Annotated in this window: 16 protein-coding genes and 1 pseudogene; 4 read left to right on the forward strand and 13 right to left on the reverse strand. The window is 73.6% G+C overall.

Features of this window, described 5'->3' with window-relative positions:
- Positions 1–126 precede the first annotated feature (126 nt).
- On the forward strand, positions 127–528 hold the full coding sequence (locus tag OTB16_RS35140) for a hypothetical protein (RefSeq protein ID WP_267726467.1): 402 nt from the start codon (positions 127–129) through the stop codon (positions 526–528).
- A 378-nt stretch (positions 529–906) separates the two neighbouring features.
- Here the strand turns inward: OTB16_RS35140 and OTB16_RS35145 are convergent, their stop codons facing one another.
- Positions 907–1,161 carry a hypothetical protein gene (locus OTB16_RS35145; RefSeq protein ID WP_267726468.1) on the reverse strand — a complete coding sequence of 85 codons (255 nt, stop codon included), beginning with the start codon at positions 1,159–1,161 and terminating at the stop codon, positions 907–909.
- A 203-nt stretch (positions 1,162–1,364) separates the two neighbouring features.
- Complete coding sequence (locus OTB16_RS35150; RefSeq protein WP_267726470.1) at positions 1,365–1,706, reverse strand: NUDIX hydrolase; 342 nt, start codon at positions 1,704–1,706, stop codon at positions 1,365–1,367.
- 708 nt (positions 1,707–2,414) lie between these two features.
- Here OTB16_RS35150 and OTB16_RS35155 point away from each other — a divergent pair.
- The gene (locus OTB16_RS35155; protein ID WP_267726472.1) at positions 2,415–3,692 is read left to right on the forward strand and encodes a pyroglutamyl peptidase; all 1,278 of its coding nucleotides are present in this window, start codon (positions 2,415–2,417) and stop codon (positions 3,690–3,692) included.
- A gap of 64 nt (positions 3,693–3,756) precedes the next feature.
- Here OTB16_RS35155 and OTB16_RS35160 read toward each other — a convergent pair whose 3' ends face one another.
- From OTB16_RS35160 to OTB16_RS35200, 9 genes are all read right to left on the reverse strand, one after another.
- Positions 3,757–4,257, reverse strand: a complete 501-nt coding sequence (locus OTB16_RS35160) for a hypothetical protein (protein ID WP_267726474.1) — start codon at positions 4,255–4,257, stop codon at positions 3,757–3,759.
- Positions 4,254–5,177 carry a hypothetical protein gene (locus tag OTB16_RS35165; RefSeq protein WP_267726476.1) on the reverse strand — a complete coding sequence of 308 codons (924 nt, stop codon included), beginning with the start codon at positions 5,175–5,177 and terminating at the stop codon, positions 4,254–4,256. The genes OTB16_RS35160 and OTB16_RS35165 overlap by 4 nt, the downstream gene beginning before the upstream one ends.
- A gap of 92 nt (positions 5,178–5,269) precedes the next feature.
- A complete protein-coding gene (locus OTB16_RS35170) occupies positions 5,270–6,145 on the reverse strand; it encodes a hypothetical protein (RefSeq protein WP_267726477.1) in 876 nt (291 codons plus the stop codon).
- Positions 6,146–6,225: 80 nt separating this feature from the next.
- Complete coding sequence (locus tag OTB16_RS35175) at positions 6,226–6,597, reverse strand: toxin Doc (RefSeq protein WP_267726478.1); 372 nt, start codon at positions 6,595–6,597, stop codon at positions 6,226–6,228.
- A 3-nt stretch (positions 6,598–6,600) separates the two neighbouring features.
- Positions 6,601–6,864 (reverse strand): hypothetical protein, encoded by a 264-nt coding sequence (locus tag OTB16_RS35180; RefSeq protein WP_267726479.1) that lies wholly within the window; start codon positions 6,862–6,864, stop codon positions 6,601–6,603.
- Positions 6,865–6,937: 73 nt separating this feature from the next.
- Positions 6,938–7,771 carry an SDR family oxidoreductase gene (locus OTB16_RS35185; RefSeq protein WP_267726481.1) on the reverse strand — a complete coding sequence of 278 codons (834 nt, stop codon included), beginning with the start codon at positions 7,769–7,771 and terminating at the stop codon, positions 6,938–6,940.
- Between the two features lie 241 nt (positions 7,772–8,012).
- A complete protein-coding gene (locus tag OTB16_RS35190; protein WP_420717865.1) occupies positions 8,013–9,323 on the reverse strand; it encodes a vWA domain-containing protein in 1,311 nt (436 codons plus the stop codon).
- Entirely contained in the window at positions 9,320–10,600 is a 1,281-nt protein-coding gene (locus tag OTB16_RS35195) for an AAA family ATPase (RefSeq protein WP_267726484.1), read from the reverse strand. Before OTB16_RS35195 ends, OTB16_RS35190 begins: the two co-directional genes overlap by 4 nt.
- Positions 10,601–10,664: 64 nt before the next feature.
- Positions 10,665–12,101: a hypothetical protein gene (locus tag OTB16_RS35200; RefSeq protein WP_267726485.1), complete on the reverse strand. Its 1,437-nt coding sequence runs from the start codon at positions 12,099–12,101 to the stop codon at positions 10,665–10,667.
- Positions 12,102–12,325: 224 nt separating this feature from the next.
- On the opposite strand from OTB16_RS35200, the gene OTB16_RS35205 reads away from it, so the two are divergent.
- Positions 12,326–12,718: a hypothetical protein gene (locus tag OTB16_RS35205; RefSeq protein WP_267726486.1), complete on the forward strand. Its 393-nt coding sequence runs from the start codon at positions 12,326–12,328 to the stop codon at positions 12,716–12,718.
- 130 nt (positions 12,719–12,848) lie between these two features.
- On the opposite strand, the gene OTB16_RS35210 is transcribed toward OTB16_RS35205, so the two are convergent.
- Together OTB16_RS35210 and OTB16_RS35215 are read right to left on the reverse strand one after the other, a co-directional pair.
- On the reverse strand, positions 12,849–13,616 hold the full coding sequence (locus OTB16_RS35210) for a TetR/AcrR family transcriptional regulator (RefSeq protein WP_267726488.1): 768 nt from the start codon (positions 13,614–13,616) through the stop codon (positions 12,849–12,851).
- Between the two features lie 143 nt (positions 13,617–13,759).
- The gene (locus OTB16_RS35215) at positions 13,760–15,445 is read right to left on the reverse strand and encodes a ribonuclease J (protein WP_267726490.1); all 1,686 of its coding nucleotides are present in this window, start codon (positions 15,443–15,445) and stop codon (positions 13,760–13,762) included.
- A gap of 458 nt (positions 15,446–15,903) precedes the next feature.
- Between OTB16_RS35215 and OTB16_RS39750 the strand changes: the two are divergent.
- Positions 15,904–16,185, forward strand: a pseudogene (locus OTB16_RS39750) (hypothetical protein); the annotation flags it as partial.
- Between the last annotated feature and the right edge of the window lie 191 nt (positions 16,186–16,376).

Consider the following 16,376-nt stretch of genomic DNA (forward strand, 5'->3'; position numbering starts at 1 on the left):
GAGGCCGCGATGGCGCCTCCGGAACTACTCGCTGGAACAGCCCCCACAACTCATCCGGCACCAGCCGCTCAACAATCCCCACCACGACCGGCAGCCTACCCAAGCCCCCAAATGAGATCGCCTCTAATGACGCTCCCGGCCGACGCTCACGCCGCGGCGGTCGCTTGTGGCGGAGGGGTGTCGACCGGCCGGGTAGCCGTCAACGGGTGCATCAGTGCCCAGCGAGGCTCGGTCGGCGAGTTCCCCACCCGGGAGATCACGGCGTATGTCAAGGCGCGCAACACGGCGACGAAGGGCACGAACGTCTCCTACGAGGCCTTCTTCCGCGTGGTGGATGGTGGCCACTGGGAGAAGGTGGGCAGCGGTCGCGCCTACGTCGGGGCCGGCGAGTCCATCGGCCCCGTCGAAGTGGGGAGCACGACCCGGGTCTGCGGGCCCGTAAGGGTCGAGATCCGAGTACACGCCCGGGCCGACGGCGCTGCCTGGAGTGGCTGGTCTCCCGCGGCTACGAAGCAGTGCCAGACCTGAGCGGCTGAGGGGCTGAGGGGCTGAGGGGAGCGGACCAGTGGGCTGGGTTCCCGCGGATGGGCGTCTCGGCGCTGGATGTCCTCCCGCCGGACTGCGTCCTCCCGCCGACGGTAGGCACGGTCGGTAGCCCGGTAGGGCGGCGTCCTGACCCGCCGGGGTGCTCTCCGCAGCCCCCGCCCGCGACGGCCATGCCCCGGGACGTCGCCGCGACGGTGGCTTCCTCCCCGGCGCGGTCGGGGCGACCTCCGTGTGCGCAGTCGCCGAACTCTGGCGGCGATCCGGTGTAGGGAGGGCGGGCCGAGGCGCGGCAGCGGGGACGCCCCAGAAAAGGACCGGGGGGAAATGCGACAGCCAGCCTGAACGGGAAGCGGGGCCGGGTCAGTGAATGACCCTGAAACTCCGCCACGGAAGACTATCCGGTGCCGTCACATCCGACAGTGTCGTCGCCGTGTACACGCCTTCGCCCCCCGCGACTTCCCGGCAATCCGCCGTCCGGTACAACACGACGTCCACCATCGTGTTGTTCACTACGTGCGTGGCACCTGCCGGAACGCCAATGCGATGGCAGCCCTTCACCAGCGTATTGGAGTACGACACCTCGACCCGCGCATCCTCACCGCGGAAACTCAGCATCCCCACCGTGCTCCGCCCGAGGCCCGAACAACCCGAGACGACCGCCATCCCCACCGCGACCCCCGACACCACACCCACACACCGGCGCAACACCCTCACACCAACCCCATCCATCCAGACCGACAATCCAGACCGACATCTCACATCCCGCATCCTCCCCCAGCCCCCACCACCCGGCACTCCGAACACCTCCAACCGGATGATCACCCCATACGCGCCGCGGAAAGGCAGTCGGCAGCGCGCCCCTGCCACCCTCTCGCCTGCCAGTCGGGGATACGCGAGGCAAGCCGCCGCGGCCAGATCGGCGTCACGGCCAGTTGCGCGACGGGACCCCACACCGGCACGCCGCCGTGATGGCCGAGTTCCTCAAGTGCGCCGATGTCGCCCACCGCGTCCAAGAGGAAGCAGTGCTCGCGACGACCGTCCTTCCAGACCCCGGCCAGCTCCCCAGCCACCGCGGTATGCGGAGTCTCGCCGTCCTCGACCCCGCCACCGGGTATCGCGTAGAACGGCTCCTCGTCCTCCTCCTCGAATCCGATCAGCAAAACGCGATCGTCTCGAATCACGACCGCACGGGGGCGACCGTCGCCGGATCCTCCCAGGCTGCACTCCCCCCACGGCACCGCCCCGCACCCACTCCCGGAGCAGCGTCTCCGCCGTACCCACGGGTCGGATGCACGACTGCAACGCTCCGCCCGCGACAAGGAGCACCGCGCATCGTCCGACACCTCACCCAGCCGAGGGAGGCGATACGCTCCGCCCTCACCAGGCTCCCGCAGCACGACGAGACCACCTCCGTCGAACTGCACGCTCACCGCAATGGCTGCCGGTCCTGCTGGTCCTGCTGAGCCCGGGCGGCGCTTCTGGTGGCAGCGTGCGTGTGGCCGGCGGAGGGCACCGTACGCCGCTCGGCCCATCTGCTCCTCTTCGGCGAGCTGTTGCTCCTCCTTTGCGCGGCGATGATCAGTCCCTTGTCAGCTGCGGGCCTCTTCGTGCTCCTCCTCGTCCGCCTTCACGTCACCCTCACCGGACACTGGTTCCGGGCAGTGATCGCCCTTGCACCCGATGGCCTTGCGCGAGCGCCTCGACGAGGCCACGCTTCGCGCCGCCCTGCTCCGCGGGCCGCACGGCTGGACGTTCGCCGACCCGGCGCTGGGGGTGTCGTCAACCCCGCCGCCGGCCCCGCCCGCGAGTGGCTCGACTTCGCCGGTGGGGCGCTGACGCGAACGCCACTCTGTGTAATGTCACATGGCATGATGCTCTTACGTCGCGCGGCCCTCGCCGCCGCCCTGCTCGGCATAACCGCCGTCCTCCCGCCCACCGCCGCACACGCCCACACCGCACCCGCCTGCCCCGGTGGTACCAGCGCGACCGCGGCCCCGCCGGCGGATCCGGAGCAGAACCGCCTGGCGGACCCGCGGTCGGCGGCCTTCCCGCAGCGGGCGGGGCTCGACGGCTTCGTACGCCGCTTCCCCGCCGCACTGTGCGGCACGCGCAGCGCGGCCGAGGCCGAGCGGCTGCTGAAGGCGTGGGGCGAGGCGCTGTGGCAGGCCTCCGCGGACCGGGCGCAGGGGCGGCGGCCCGGCGGGGACCTCGCAGCCGGGGACGACCGGCCGTTGTACTGGGCCCGGCTCGCGATGACGGTGCGACTCGACCGGTGGCAGCCGGAGTTCCCGGTGGACCGAGCCGCTCTCAGGGCCGGCTTCGAAGGCGCCTCGCGCGGTCTCACGGACAACGAGTTCCGGGGCACCCCGGGCGTCCGGCGGATCTTCGTCAGCGGATTCGACCCGTTCGGGCTGGACTCCGAGCTGCGCCGGGCCAACCCCTCGGGGTCGGCGGCGCTCCAGCTCAACGGCCGCCGCATCACCTTGACCGACGGTACGGTGGCCGAGTTCCGGGCGGTGGTCCTGCCGGTGCGCTACGCCGATTTCAACGCCGGCATCGTCGAGCGCGCCTACGCTCCGCGACTGACGGCGGGTCCGCGCTCCGCGGACATGATCACCAGCATCAGCCAGGGGTACCCCGGGGTCTTCACCCTGGAGGCCTGGGCCGGGCGCGCCCGCTCGGCGGACCCGTACCCGGACAACGCGGCGGCCCTGTCGGGCGGTACGTACGACCGTCCCGTCACGGCGCCGGGGCTCGGCCCGGGACCGGAGTTCCTGCGGACCACCCTGCCGACGGACGCCATGACCTCCGTCCAGACGCCCTACCCCGTACGCCTGAACACGGCCGTCACGGAGATTCCGGCCGGCCGGGACACGCCGGTGGACCGGGCGGACGGGCCGACCCCCGGCTCACGCGCGGTGGCGGGCGGAGGCGGCGGCTACCTCTCCAACGAGGTCGCCTACCGCTCGAACCGGCTCCGCACGGAACTGCGCCCCGGCCTGCCCGGCGGCCATCTGCACACTCCGGTGCTGACCGGACTGCCGTCGGATCCGGCCCAGTTGACCGGGACCGACTTCGAGCGCAACGAGAGCGCGATCACCGCCCAGGTGCTGGCGGTGCTGCGCGGCTCCGGCGGGGGCCGCTGACCCGCCCCCGTGCGGGCCGGGGCCCTGACGGGCCGGCCGGATCACGGGCGCGCCGACGGCCGGGTCACCGGCCGCCGCGGTGGTCGTAGACCGTGATGCCCAGGGCCTTCATCGCGGCCTCGGCCCGTTCCGCGTCCAGCCCGTGGTCGATGGCCTCGAGAGCGGCGGCCGCCGAGGTCTGGACGGGGTGCGGCAGGCCGTCGTACGCGGAGATCCGGTAGGCGATGTGGCGGCGGGCCCTGCGCTCCTCCTCGGTCACCCCGTCGGGCGTGAGCGGGAACACGGCCGCCTGGTACGTCGCGATGCACAGGAGCGCCGCGTCGGCGAGGCCCTCCGCGTAGCCGTCGACCGGAGGAATCGCCGGGGCAGGGCGGAGGAGCGCGACGACCTGCCGTCGGGAGAGGCGGGCCCCGATCCCCGCGCCCAGTCCGGCCGCACCCGCGAAGGCCAGGGCCATCAGCCGGCCGGACAGCAGGAATCCGAGGCAGGCTCCCCCGACCGCCCCGCACGTGACCAGCACGAACGTGATCATCAAGTGGACGCGGGTGGCGAGCGGGGACTTCATGACCGGCAGTATGCCCGGTGCCGGCAGCCGTGCGGGCAGTGGCGCCGGCATCGGTGCCGGGCGCCGGGCGTCCGGCATCGGGCGTCCGGCACCAGGCCGCTCGCGGGGAGATGGTGGGGCCGGGCGGTCAGAGGCGGTGGACCGGCGCGGACGCCTGCGCCCAGTGCCAGTCGACAGGCGCCCACTGCTTCTCCAGGACGGTGCGCTGCCGTGCGTACGCGCGCAGTGCCTCCCCGACCGCGGTCGGGAGCCCGGTCAGGTCGTCGGTGGCGGGCGGGTACGCGCAGGACCAGGTGCTGTGTGGTGTGGACCAGCAGGAGGTCGCCGTCGGGCGAGCAGCCGCCGGGGGTGAAGTGGGTCAGCGCCTTGAAGGTCTCGCTCCCGGTGTCCGGCTTGGCCCGCGGCGCCCCCGCCCTGTTCCAGGCGTACAGACCGTGGCGGTTGAGGTGGAACGCCCGGCCCCGTCGCACGTCGGTCACCATGTTGAAGCGGAAGCCCGTGAAGGGGGAGTCGCACCACTCGTGCAGGCCGTGTAGGCGCCCCGTCATTTCGCTCCGGTCGTTGACGAGGGCGAAGACGAAAGGCTGGCCGCGGCTGCCGCCGCGGAACGTCCGGGCGTGGACGGGGACGACGAACGGGTCGTCGGCCAGGGGTCCTGGCCGGCCGAGCCGGGAGTCGTGCCAGCCGGAGAGCCGGTCCTCGCCGGCCGGCGGCTCGGACAGCGCCGGCCGGGGCCGGTTCGCCGGGCCTGCCGGGACGTCCCGGCAGGAGACGTGCGCGCGCAGGTCGGCGTCACCCTGGCGGGCCGGTTCCGGATCGAGCGGGGCGAGTGCATGGATCAACGGCGCGTTCCCGCAGGTCAGTTCACCGTCGGCGACGCCGACCAGGTTGGGGATGGCGCTCTCCCGCCTCACCGTCACGGCCCAAGGTCCGGTCCGCTCGGACCCGGTCCGCTCGGGGCCCGGACGGCTTCGGCCGGGCGAGCGCGCGGGCGCCGGGCAGGGACCCCGTGTCAGGTGCGGGGCGGGTGGAGCCTGAGGGTCCAGGTGTGGACCGCGTGCGGGGTGGGGTGGCCCGGGAGCGGCTCGGCGATGACCGCGGTGACGCGTTCGCCCTCGCGGCTCAGGGCGCATATGTGGCCGGATGCCCGGTCGGGGGCGATGGGCAGGAGTTCCGCGAGGACCGTGCCGCCAAGTCGCCGGTCGACGGCGCGCAGTACACCCGCGTCGAGGGCGAGGATGGTGCCGTCGTCGAGGACGAGGGGACGCGGGCCCGTCGGGTCGTTCAGCGCCGGGCCGCGCTCGATGACACCGCCCGGCAGCAGGCGGACCACGCGGCTGCCGGTCGGGATCCTGCGGTCGGTCTCGACGACGCGGATGCCGGTGCCGATGACGTAGTGGCCGTAGCTGCGCCAGGAGTCGAGGACGGTGCCGTCGCGGTCGTGCTCCCAGGTGTCGTAGAAGTCGTAGCCCTCCAGGCCGAGAAGGAAGCGGCCGCCCGGGAGGGCCGCGCCGCGCTCCCCGCGCAGTTCGGTGATCCGGGCGCCGTCCGCCAGGTCGAGCAGCAGGGCCGGACCGAGGTTGCCCCAGGGGGTGTACTCGGGGGAATCGGTGGTGACCAGGAGCCGGCCGCCGGAGATGTGGGCCGCGTTGGGCCGGCCCGCGCAGTCGTGGGTCCAACGGGTGGTGCCCGCGGCGTCGACGCAGCTGAGGCTCCCGGCCCGGCCGTGGATGCTCAGGCCGTCCCGCGAGGCGAGCGGCCGGTCGTCGGCGAAGCCCCGCCGGTCGTACGGCGGGAGGCCGGGCTGCCGCCCGTACTCCTCCACGCTGACGCGCCAGGGACCGGTGGGCTCCCGGCTGGTTCGGCCGCTCTGCTCGGATCGCGCCATGGCCGCGATGCTACTGGGCGCGCGGGGCGTGCGGTCGGGCGCACGCCCCTGGAGCCCGGTGGGCCGGCCCGGCCGGCCGCTCAGACGCGCCAGGACCGGATGCGGTCGGCGGCATCGTACGCGTCGGCACGGCCGGAGTCGATGTCCTGTGCCAGGTCGACGAGCGCCCCGTAGGGGGCGTCGATGCCCTCGTTGGCGGCGTGCATGTACGCCGCCACCAGGCCCGCGCCGAACAGGGCGTTGCGCGTCGGGAGCGGGCGCAGCCGGATGACGGCGTGCATGAGGGCGGCCGCACGCCAGGAGTTGTCGACGGTGGCGCCGATCTGGGGGGTGTTGACGCGGTGACGGCCGACGGCGGCGACCAGGGCGGAGAAGTCGTGGATGGAGGGCTGCTTGGGCAGCACTTCGGCCTGGCGCTCGAGGAGCCAGCGGATGTCGACGTAGAGCTCCACGGCTCAGGCTGCCCTCCCCGGCGCGTCCCGACGGGACGGCGCGTCCGGGCACGGCGCGTCGCCGGGAAACGCGTTGTCGAAGGCGCCGCCCTGGTCGGCGAGGAAAGCCCGGAACACCTCGCCCGCCTCCTCCAGGCGCGGGTCGCGGACCGCGTCCTGCGCCGCTCGCGTGATCAGCGCGGTCACCGTGGTGCCCTCGGCGTCCGCCCGCTCCTTGAGCAGCGCGTGGAGCTGTTCCTCGACCCTGATCGTCACCGTCTTCGACATGGTCACGACCGTACAGCAGCACGTAAAGCGGCGACAGTGGAACAACGGAACGGACCCCTCGGCGCCTGCCCGTTCAGAGTCGCGGCGGCCCCTGCACGAGGGCGCGCGCCGCGGCGAGTTCCTCGCGGGCCGCCTGCTCCGCCATGTCCACGTAGGCGTACGCGTCGTCGCCGATCGGAACCCGCAGCGGGGTGGGCGCGTCGGCGGCGACGATGTCCAGGACCCGGGCGGCGAAGTCCTCGGGCCTGCCGGACTCGGCGTCGTCCGCCATGACGCGGAAAGCGTCGAGCATCGCACCGGTCGGCTCGGCGTACTCGGGCATCCGGCGGCCCGCCTCCGTGAGCGAGGTCCCGTAGCGGGTGGCGAAGACCCCCGGCTCGACCACGGTGACCCGGACGCCCCGCGGGCCGGCCTCGGCAGCCAGTGCCTGGCTCATGCCCTCCAGGGCGTATTTGCCGGCGACATACTCTCCCAGCCCCGGGAAGGCCATCCGGCCGGCCAGCGAGGAGACATTGACGATGTGGCCGTGCCCTTGGGCCCGCATGAGCGGGAGGACCAGCCGGGCCAGCCGCCACGGGCCGATGACCAGCGTCTCCAGCTGGTCGCGCAGCTCCGCGTCGGACACCTCCTCGACCGCGCCGAACAGGCCGCCGCCCGCGTTGTTGACGAGGACGTCGATGCCGCCGAGCCGGTCGGCGGCGGTACGCACCGCCTCCTCGCACTGGGCCGCGTCGCGCAGTTCCAGCGCGATCGGGGTGATCCGGCCGGGCCAGGCCGCGGCGAGGTCGTCCAGGGCGGCGGTCTTGCGCGCGGTCACCGCCACCCGGTGGCCGGCCCTGGCCGCGGCGGCTGCCAGTGCCTCCCCCAGTCCCGGGGAACACCCCGTCACCAGCCAGCGTCGCACCATGTGTCCCCCACGCGTCGGTAGTGCCGGAAGCGCCGATGCCGGACCCGGCGCTCCATGGTCGTCGGCCGGCCGGCTCCTGGTCAGCCCTCTTGCAGGGGGCGCGCGAGAGCGCGACCGGCGCGCGCCCGCGGCGGTCTACACCGGCGGAGGGCATCGCCGGTGCAGAGCGCCCCGCTGTCGGGGAGGACGTACGCCGTCGCTCCTGCCCTCTGGGCGTACGGAACGACTTCGACGGCGCCCGTTAGCCGATCTCCACGACGCGCGCCCAGGCCGGGGGCGAGTCCGGTACGTAGTCCGGGTCGTTCTCGTCGTACCTGTGCGGACGCGGGAACAGGCCCACCACCGTCCGGCACGGCGGTCGCTCGTCCGGCCAGGGGGTCTGGCCGTCGGTCAGGACCACGACGACGTCGGGGCGGGGCATCGCCCGCAGCGCCGCGGCGAAGCCCGTACGCAGGTCCGTGCCCCCGCCGCCCAGCAGCACGATGCCCTCGGCCCGGCACAGCGGGTGCGCGACGTGGACCGCCGCGTCGCACGACACCACACGGACCAGGTCGCGGCGGCCGCCCACGGCCCGGGAGATCGCCGCGACTTCGAGGAGCGCGCTGCCCAGCTCGGCGTCACTGACCGATCCGGACGTGTCGACTACCACGCACACCCGGGGCGGCCTGCGCCGGAGGCTCGGCAGCACGGCGCCCGGCACCCCGGCCGAGCGCCTCGACGGGCGGCCGTACGTGTAGTCCTCGCCGGCGCCCGAACCCGAGGCCGCCGACCGGACGGCCGCTCCCAGCAGGTCCCGCCACGGCTGCGGCGGGTGGAACGCGTCCTGCGCCCACCGCTTCCACGCCTTCGGGGTGTCCCCGGGACGGGCGTTGATGCCCTGGGCGACCCGGAACCGGACCGCGTCCCGCTCCTGCTCGCTGAGGCCGTCCGCACCGTCCGGTCCCAGGTCCCACTCCCGTTCCAGCCCGTCGGCGCCGCTGCCGCAGTCCAGCCACGCCAGGCGTTCCGTACCCGCCCCGAGGCTGAACCGGCGCAGGTAGTCCTCCATGAGCTCCCCCACCGGCAGACCGAGGAACTCCGGCCCGACCGCGCCCTCGGGCCGGACCAGGCCGTCGCCGAACGCGTCGTCGTTGATCTCGCAGTCCGCCGCGATGTTCATCCGCAGCCGCTCCCCCGGGCCGGTCAGGCCGCGTTCCCGCGCGACCCGGTCGCTGCGCCCGTGGTGGTCGCGCAGGAGGTGCGACACCTCGTGCACCCACACCCCGGCCAGTTCCTCGACGGGCGTCCGGGCGACGAAGGCCGGGGAGACGTAGCACCGCCAGTACCGGTCGACCGCCATCGTCGGCACCCGCCGTGCCTCCACGAGGCGCAGGGCGAACAGTGCCGTCGCCAGGTACGGCCGGGCCCGGGCGGCCTGCAGCCGTGCCGCGTAGAGCTTCTCCAGGTCCAGGTCCAGGTTGAGGTCGAGCGCCGGCGACGGTGGTGGCACCTGCCGCTCCTGTGCCGCCTGCGCCTCGGGTGCCTGCGGCACCTCCGGTCCGCGCGGGCTCATCGTCCGGCCCGCGCCGCGACCGCCACGCGGGCCGCCGCGTGCTCCGCCCGGCGGGACACCGACACGACCCCGGCGAGCCCGTCGATCGCGTCCGGGACGTCCCAGTCCTCTTGCCGCAGCGCGGCGAGCGTGCTCGCGGGGACGACCACCAGGTCCGGCGCACCGGTCTCCACCGCGCGGACCAGCAGCGCCCACGCCGCGTCCCAGCGGGACTTCTCCGGACGCTTGCGGACCGCGTCCACCACACCGTCGAGCACGGCCTGACGCAGATCGCCCCGCTCGGGCAGGACGGCACGCCCCGGGTCGGCGAGGAGCATCTCGGGGTCGGGGAGGTCGAGCCGGTCCAGGCTCGCCAGCAGCTCCAGCCCGGGCCCGTCCCCCACGGCGCCTCTGACCAGCAGGGACAGCACCTCCCGGGAGGCTCCGGCCGCGGTCGCGAAGGCGACGAGGCGCAGGGTCGTCTCCCAGCTGCGGGGCGAGGGCCAGGCGCCGCCCCGGCGGGTCTCGCTGCTGGGGAGCCGGTGGACGAGGGTGGGGCGGGCGGTGAGGAGTCCGCACACCGCGCGGCGGGCGTAGTCGACGGCCCCGGGCAGCTTGTCCGGGTCGAGGCGCGGCAGCGTTGTCCGGGGCCAGGTCCCGCCGAGGCCCCGTACGACGACGTCGTGGTCGTGGATCCACTGGAGGTGGACGAACCGGTTGGCCAGGGGCGGGCTCAGCTCCCAGCCGTCGGCCGCCGAGGAGCGCGGGTTGGCGGCGGCCACGATCCGTACGCCGGGCGGTAGTTGGAGGGTTCCGATGCGCCGCTCGAGGACGAGGCGGAGCAGGGCGGCCTGGACGGCCGGTGGCGCGGTGGAGAGCTCGTCCAGGAAGAGCAGGCCCCGCCCCGCCCGGACGAGTCGTACCGCCCAGTCCGGCGGGGCCATGGGTACGCCCTGCTCCGCCGGGTCGTCTCCGATGACGGGCAGGCCGGAGAAGTCGGACGGCTCGTGCACGCTGGCGATGACCGTGGTCAGCGGGAGTTCCAGGGACGCGGCGAGCTGGGTCAGGGCCGCGGTCTTGCCGATGCCGGGCTCACCCCACAGGAGGACGGGCAGGTCGGCGGCGACCGCGAGGGTCAGGGCCTCCAGTTGCGCGTCGGGGCGTGGTTCGGTGGTGGTGTCGCGCAGCAGGGCCAGCAGTGCGCCGGCGACGTCGAGCGGGTCGGGCGGCGAGGTGCGGTCCGGGCCCGTCTGGGCTTCGGTCGAGGCGGGCGGGACGTGCGGGACGTGTTCGGGCATGGGTGGTCACCTTTGGGTTCGTGGTGGGAGTGGTGCGGGCGGGCGGGGGACGCGGGTCTCCCGGTCAGTGGAAGGTCGCGCCGCGCGGAGGGAAACCGTGCCCGCGCGGGCGCGCGGGAATCGGGCCGATGACGCGGGGGCCGGGGCCGGAGAGACCGGCCCGGAACAGGCCGTAGGTGATCCGCCGCTCCGCGGCCGCCGCCAGCTCGTCGTGCAAGGCGCCGGTACGCAGCACCGCCGCGGGCCCCAACAGGCCCTCGACGACGGCCAGGGCGCCCGCGGTGTCTCCGTGGTGCAGGCGTTCGCGGACGCCGGTGAGGCAGTCGGGGCGCCGGTGTGCCTCGTCGATGGCCTGGAGGCAGGGAAGCGGCGTACCGGTCAGGGCGACCAGCAGTTCCTCCCGGCGGATCTCGGCCGGGTCGTGGTCGAGTGCGGCCAGCACCCCGTCGACCAGGCCGATGCGGTGCCGGGCTCCCCGGCACTCCACCGGGCGCGGCTCCCCCGCGCGTCCCGGGCGCCGGGAGGCGTCGCCCGGCGCGTGGTCCGGCACGAGTGCCGCGGCGACCAGGGGGTGCAGCCGGCCGGCGTCGATCGCGCCGGTGCGCAGCAGCTCCAGGTCGGGCAGCACCCAGGTCGCCGCGTCGGGCAGGACCGGCAGCGCGGAGGCGCTGCCATCCGCCGGCGCCTGCGCGATCCGGAGGGCGTCCGGACCCGCGTCCGGGGCACCGTCGAGGTCGAGGTCCATGACCAGCAGGTGCCGGTCCCCGAGCCTCACGGTGACGGTTCCGGTGCCGGTGGTCCGTCCTTCGGCGCGGAGCAGGATGCCGGCCTCGGCCGCCCACCGGCCGACGGCGCAGTGGCGTCCCGGCGGCAATGGCACCGGCGGCTCCGATGTCTCCGGCGGCTCCAGCGTCTCCGGGTTCCGGGGGCCGCGTACGGGATCCTGCCGATCGGCGCCGGCCCGGACACGGAGCTCGTCGGTCCTGCGCGCGTCCCACAGGTGTCGGTGCAGGTCGAGGCGGAACCGTCGGTTGGGCCGGGGATGCGGATGGCGGCCGGGGCCGGCTTCGGGGCGGGTTCCGTCCCACAGTGCGAGGCTGATCCGCTGGCCGCCGTCCGCCCAGGCCGGCGCAGTCCGGACGACCAGATGCACGGGGCGGTCGCCGACGCGCCCCGGTACGAAGTAACGGGCCAGGGAGAGGGTCAGCCCGGGGCGCAGGAGCCCGTCGGGGGCGATCCTCGGCATGTGCCAGCGCAGCAGGTCGGGGGCGAGGTGACGGAGGTCGGCCCGGATCCGGGCCGCGAGGTCGTGGCCGTGTCGGCGCGCCAGGTGGCGCAGGTTGAGGTCGACGTCGATGCGTGCGGCGGCGCACGCGCCTGCCCAGTCCCCGACGCGGCGGCGGGCGGTGGCAGTCTCGATCATGGACGGCGGCACGGCGAACTCGCGCACGCGCAGCCAGTGGGAAGGGCGGGAATCCCGGATCTCGCTCTGATGGGGCATCAGCCCTCACCTTGCGCGGACGGGTCCCCCGATCTGTGAGCAGCGGAAGTGATCATCACCGGGATCGTATCCAGCTCTCCGCCGGGCCGCCAGGCAATTGTCGGGAGGCCTGGTCCGGGACCGATACTGGCATCACCCCGGGGGTCGCGTCACCCCGCCCGGACGTCCGTGGCGGGCGGCCGGCCCCGGGTCCGGCGTGTACCGAACTGAGGGATGAAGAAGCGATGACCCTGACGGAAGGCCAGCGGGTACGGCTGTCGGCGGAGACCAGGCTGATCGATTCGGTGGCGCCTGCGGACGGCTCGTCGACTGCGACGGCGGGCATCACCGGGTCGCTGTCGCTCGCGGCAGGTACCGAGGGCGCTGTCGAGCGGGTGGTCGAGCACCGGCACGAGAGCGAGGGGGTCCGTGAGTACCAGCGGCTCGCGTCGCTCCTCGACGCCTTCGGCCGTGAGATGCCCGCCGGGAGCAGGCGACAGCTCGAGGAGAAGGTCGCCGCCCTGGAGCCCGAGTGGATCGCCCATCAGAAGCGGGGCCTGCTCGTCACGGTCCGCGTCCGCTTCGACAACGGGTTCGTCCTCGACGACGTGGACCAAGGGCTCTTCTCCCCCTGCTGACGCCGTTCGCGACCCGGTGGCCGGGGAGCGGGGAGCCGGGGAGCGGGGAGCGGGGAGCCGGGAGATGCGGGTGACGGCTACCAGGCCGTCGGTCGCCGGGCCGGCTCCGCGTCCGTTGCCGCCGGCCGCCTCATCCGGCGTCGAGGCGTCCCGACCGGGAGGCCACGAGTGCCTCGAAGCCGTCCAGCAGGCATCGCAGGCCGAAGCCGAAGTGGTCGACGTCGCCCGCGAAGGCGTCCTCGTCGAGGGCCGCCATCAGCGGGTAGGAGCCGCTGGCCATCGCCTGTGCGAGTACCGGCGTCTGGGCCTGCCAGAACTCCTCCGGGCTCATGGCACCGCTGTGCTGGGCCTCGACGGCGTGGACGTGGGTGCGGGCGACTCCGGTGACGTACCCCTCCACCGTAATGATCACCGACACCAGTTCCTGGTCGCTCAGGCCCTCCATGTCCTGGATGTGGGCCAGGGTCTGCTCCAGTGCGCGGACGGCGTGGGGTCCCATCACCGGGCGGGCCTGGTTGACGTGGAGGAGCCAGGGATGGCGGTGGTAGAGGGCGAGGGAGGCATGGGCGGCGGCGTGCAGTGCCTCGCGCCAGGTCCGGGCCTCCTCCAGCGCCCCTTCGCCTTCGGCCTGTACCTGGTCGAGCATCAGGTCCAGGAGCTCGGCCTTCCCCGGGAGGTAGCGGTACAGGGACATGGCGCCGGTTCCCAGTTCGGTGGACACGCGCCGCATCGAGACCGCTTCGAGTCCTTCGGCGTCGGCGACGGCCACGGCGGTCGCGACGATGCGCTCCAGCGTCAGGCCCGGCTTGGGGCCGCGGGTCGGGCGCTCGCCGGTCCCCCACAGCAGTTCGAGGCTGCGTGAGACGTCGCCGCCGCCGGAGCTTTCGGAGGTGGTCATGGGTGTGCCCCTCGGTTCGCGGGCCGGAGCCCTGCCGACAACTGTGTACACCGTACCCTTAAAAGGGTACGGTGTACACAGTTGGTGTTCGAGGGAGACACGATCGGTGGAGGACTCCGGAAACGGCGCCCTCACCGACGCGGTCACGCGTCGATGATCACCGGGATGATGAGGGGCTTGCGCCGGTGGCTGCGGAACGCCCAGTTCGCCACCGCGCGGGCGATGAGCTGCTCGAGCTGGATAGCGTCCCCGACACCCTCTGACGCCGCGGTGGCCAGGACCTTCTCGATCACCGGGATCACGGGGGCGAAGGTGGTGTCGTCGTGCTCGAAGCCGCGGGCCAGGAAGTCGGGGGCCTCGGCCAGGGCTCCGGTGTTGGCGTCGACGATGGCCACCACGGTGACCACGCCCTCCTGCGCCAGCGTGACGCGGTCCTTGAGGGACGCCTCGGTGGCGCCGCCCACCGTCATGCCGTCGACGTAGACGTAGCCGGCGGGAACCTTGCCGGTGATGGAGGCGCGTCCGTCGACGAGGTCGACGACGACACCGTCCTCGGCGATGACGACCCGGTCGGGGTCGACGCCGGTGCGGATGGCCAGGTCACCGTTGGCGCGCAGGTGGCGCCACTCGCCGTGCACCGGCATCACGTTGCGGGGCTTGACGATGTTGTAGCAGTAGACGAGCTCACCGGCGCTGGCGTGTCCGGAGACGTGCACCTTGGCGTTGCCCTTGTGGACGACGTTGGCACCCCAGCGGGTCAGTCCGTTGATCACCCGGTAGATCGCGTTCTCGTTGCCGGGGATCAGGGAGCTGGCGAGCAGGACGGTGTCGCCCTTCCCGATGCGGATCACGTGGTCGCGGTTGGCCATGCGCGACAGGGCCGCCATCGGCTCGCCCTGGGAGCCGGTGCACACCAGCGCGATCTTGTGGTCGGGGAGCTTCTCCAGCTCCTTCATGTTCACGACCAGGCCGGACGGGACCTTCAGGTAGCCCAGTTCACGTGCGATTCCCATGTTGCGGACCATCGACCGCCCGACGAAAGCGACCTTGCGCCCGTGCTGGTGGGCGGCGTCCAGCACCTGCTGGATACGGTGTACGTGGCTGGCGAAGCTGGAGACGATCACCCGCCGCGGCGCGGTCCGCAGGACCTGCTCGATCGCAGGGTTGAGCTCGCGCTCCGAGGTGGTGAAACCGGGAACCTCGGCGTTGGTGGAGTCGGTGAGGAAGAGGTCGACCCCCTCCTCGCCGAGCCGGGCGAAGGCGCGGAGGTCGGTGATGCGCTCGTCCAGGGGGAACTGGTCCATCTTGAAGTCACCCGTGTGCAGCACCATTCCGGCGCCCGTGCGGATGGCGACGGCGAGGCCGTCCGGGATGGAGTGGTTGACCGCCACGAACTCGCAGTTGAAGGGGCCGAAGCCGCGCCGGTCGCCCTCGCGGACCCGTACGGTGCGGGGCTTGATGCCGTGTTCCTTGAGCTTCGCCTCCAGGAACGCCAGCGTCAGCTTCGAGCCGACCACGGGGATGTCGGCCCGCTCGCGCAGCAGGTACGGCACGCCACCGATGTGGTCCTCGTGTCCGTGGGTCAGCACCACGGCCACGATGTCGTCCAGCCGGTCCCGGATCGATGTGAAGTCCGGGAGGATGACGTCGACCCCCGGCTGGTGCTCCTCGGGGAACAGCACGCCGCAGTCGACGATGAGCAGCTTGCCGGCGTACTCGAAGACGGTCATGTTACGGCCGATTTCGCCCAGGCCGCCCAGGGCGATGACTCTCAGCCCGTTTGCCGGCAGCGGCGGGGCGGTTTTCAGTTCGGGATGCGGATGACTCATACGCTGACGTTATAGGAGGTGGCTGGTGAGCCCATCCTTTGACCGCTCCACCGGCCGGTCCGTGGTGTGCCCGGAGTCCGGATTCGGCCGTCCCGCGCGCCGCTCGACGCGGTGTTCCCGACGGCGGTGCGGCGGGGAGGTTCGGCCGCGATGAATCCCCGGCGGGGTTGCGGAAGGCGCTGGTGCGTGCTGTCCGACTATGGTTACCTGGGGCCCATGACCGTACTCGTGACCCGTCGCCACGTCGCCTACGTGCGTGTCACGACCACGGGTTGTCCCGCCGCCTGCTGATACGGCGCCGCAGCCCCCGGGTCGTCCCTCCCCCCTTTCCCGTCGCACCGTGCCGCCCGTTCGCGGGTCTCGCGCACGGGCCGCGGTGACGCGCCCGCGCCGCATCCCCCTTCCGCGTGAGAGCCCCGCCGGGGCCTCGTACGCCGCTTTCCCGTGCCCCGCCGCCCATCCGGCCCCGCCCTGCCCTTCCGGGGACCGCACGTGTACCGAGAAGAAGCACCGGGCCGGCCTCGCTCCGCCCCGACGGGCGGCGCTGGGCCGGCTCCTTCCCCCGGCTGACCCAGCGCGACCAGGTCCTCGCCGAGGCCGGGCTCGCCGACGCGCTGGGCATCGAGCGCTGGGCGCTCGTGGCAGGCGGCTCCCTGGGCGGGATGCGGGCGCTGGAGTGAGCCGTGTCCCGTCCGCGGCGCGTGGCGGCGCTGCTGCTGCTCGTCTGCCCGGCGGTGGCGCGGGGGCGGGGCGGGCCCCGGGCCGCCCTCGGGCGGGTCACGGCGAGGACCCTGGTGGCGGGCGGAAGCGGACGGTGTAGGAGGCGTCGTCGGGGACCGTCGCGAACTCCCAGCCCTTAACGGAGCCCCAGTCGTGGCCGACCAGATTCACCGGCCGGTCGGTGCTGACCGCGTCGGCGACCGCCAGGAAG

The organism is Streptomyces antarcticus (assembly GCF_026627255.1).
Classification (GTDB): domain Bacteria; phylum Actinomycetota; class Actinomycetes; order Streptomycetales; family Streptomycetaceae; genus Streptomyces; species Streptomyces antarcticus.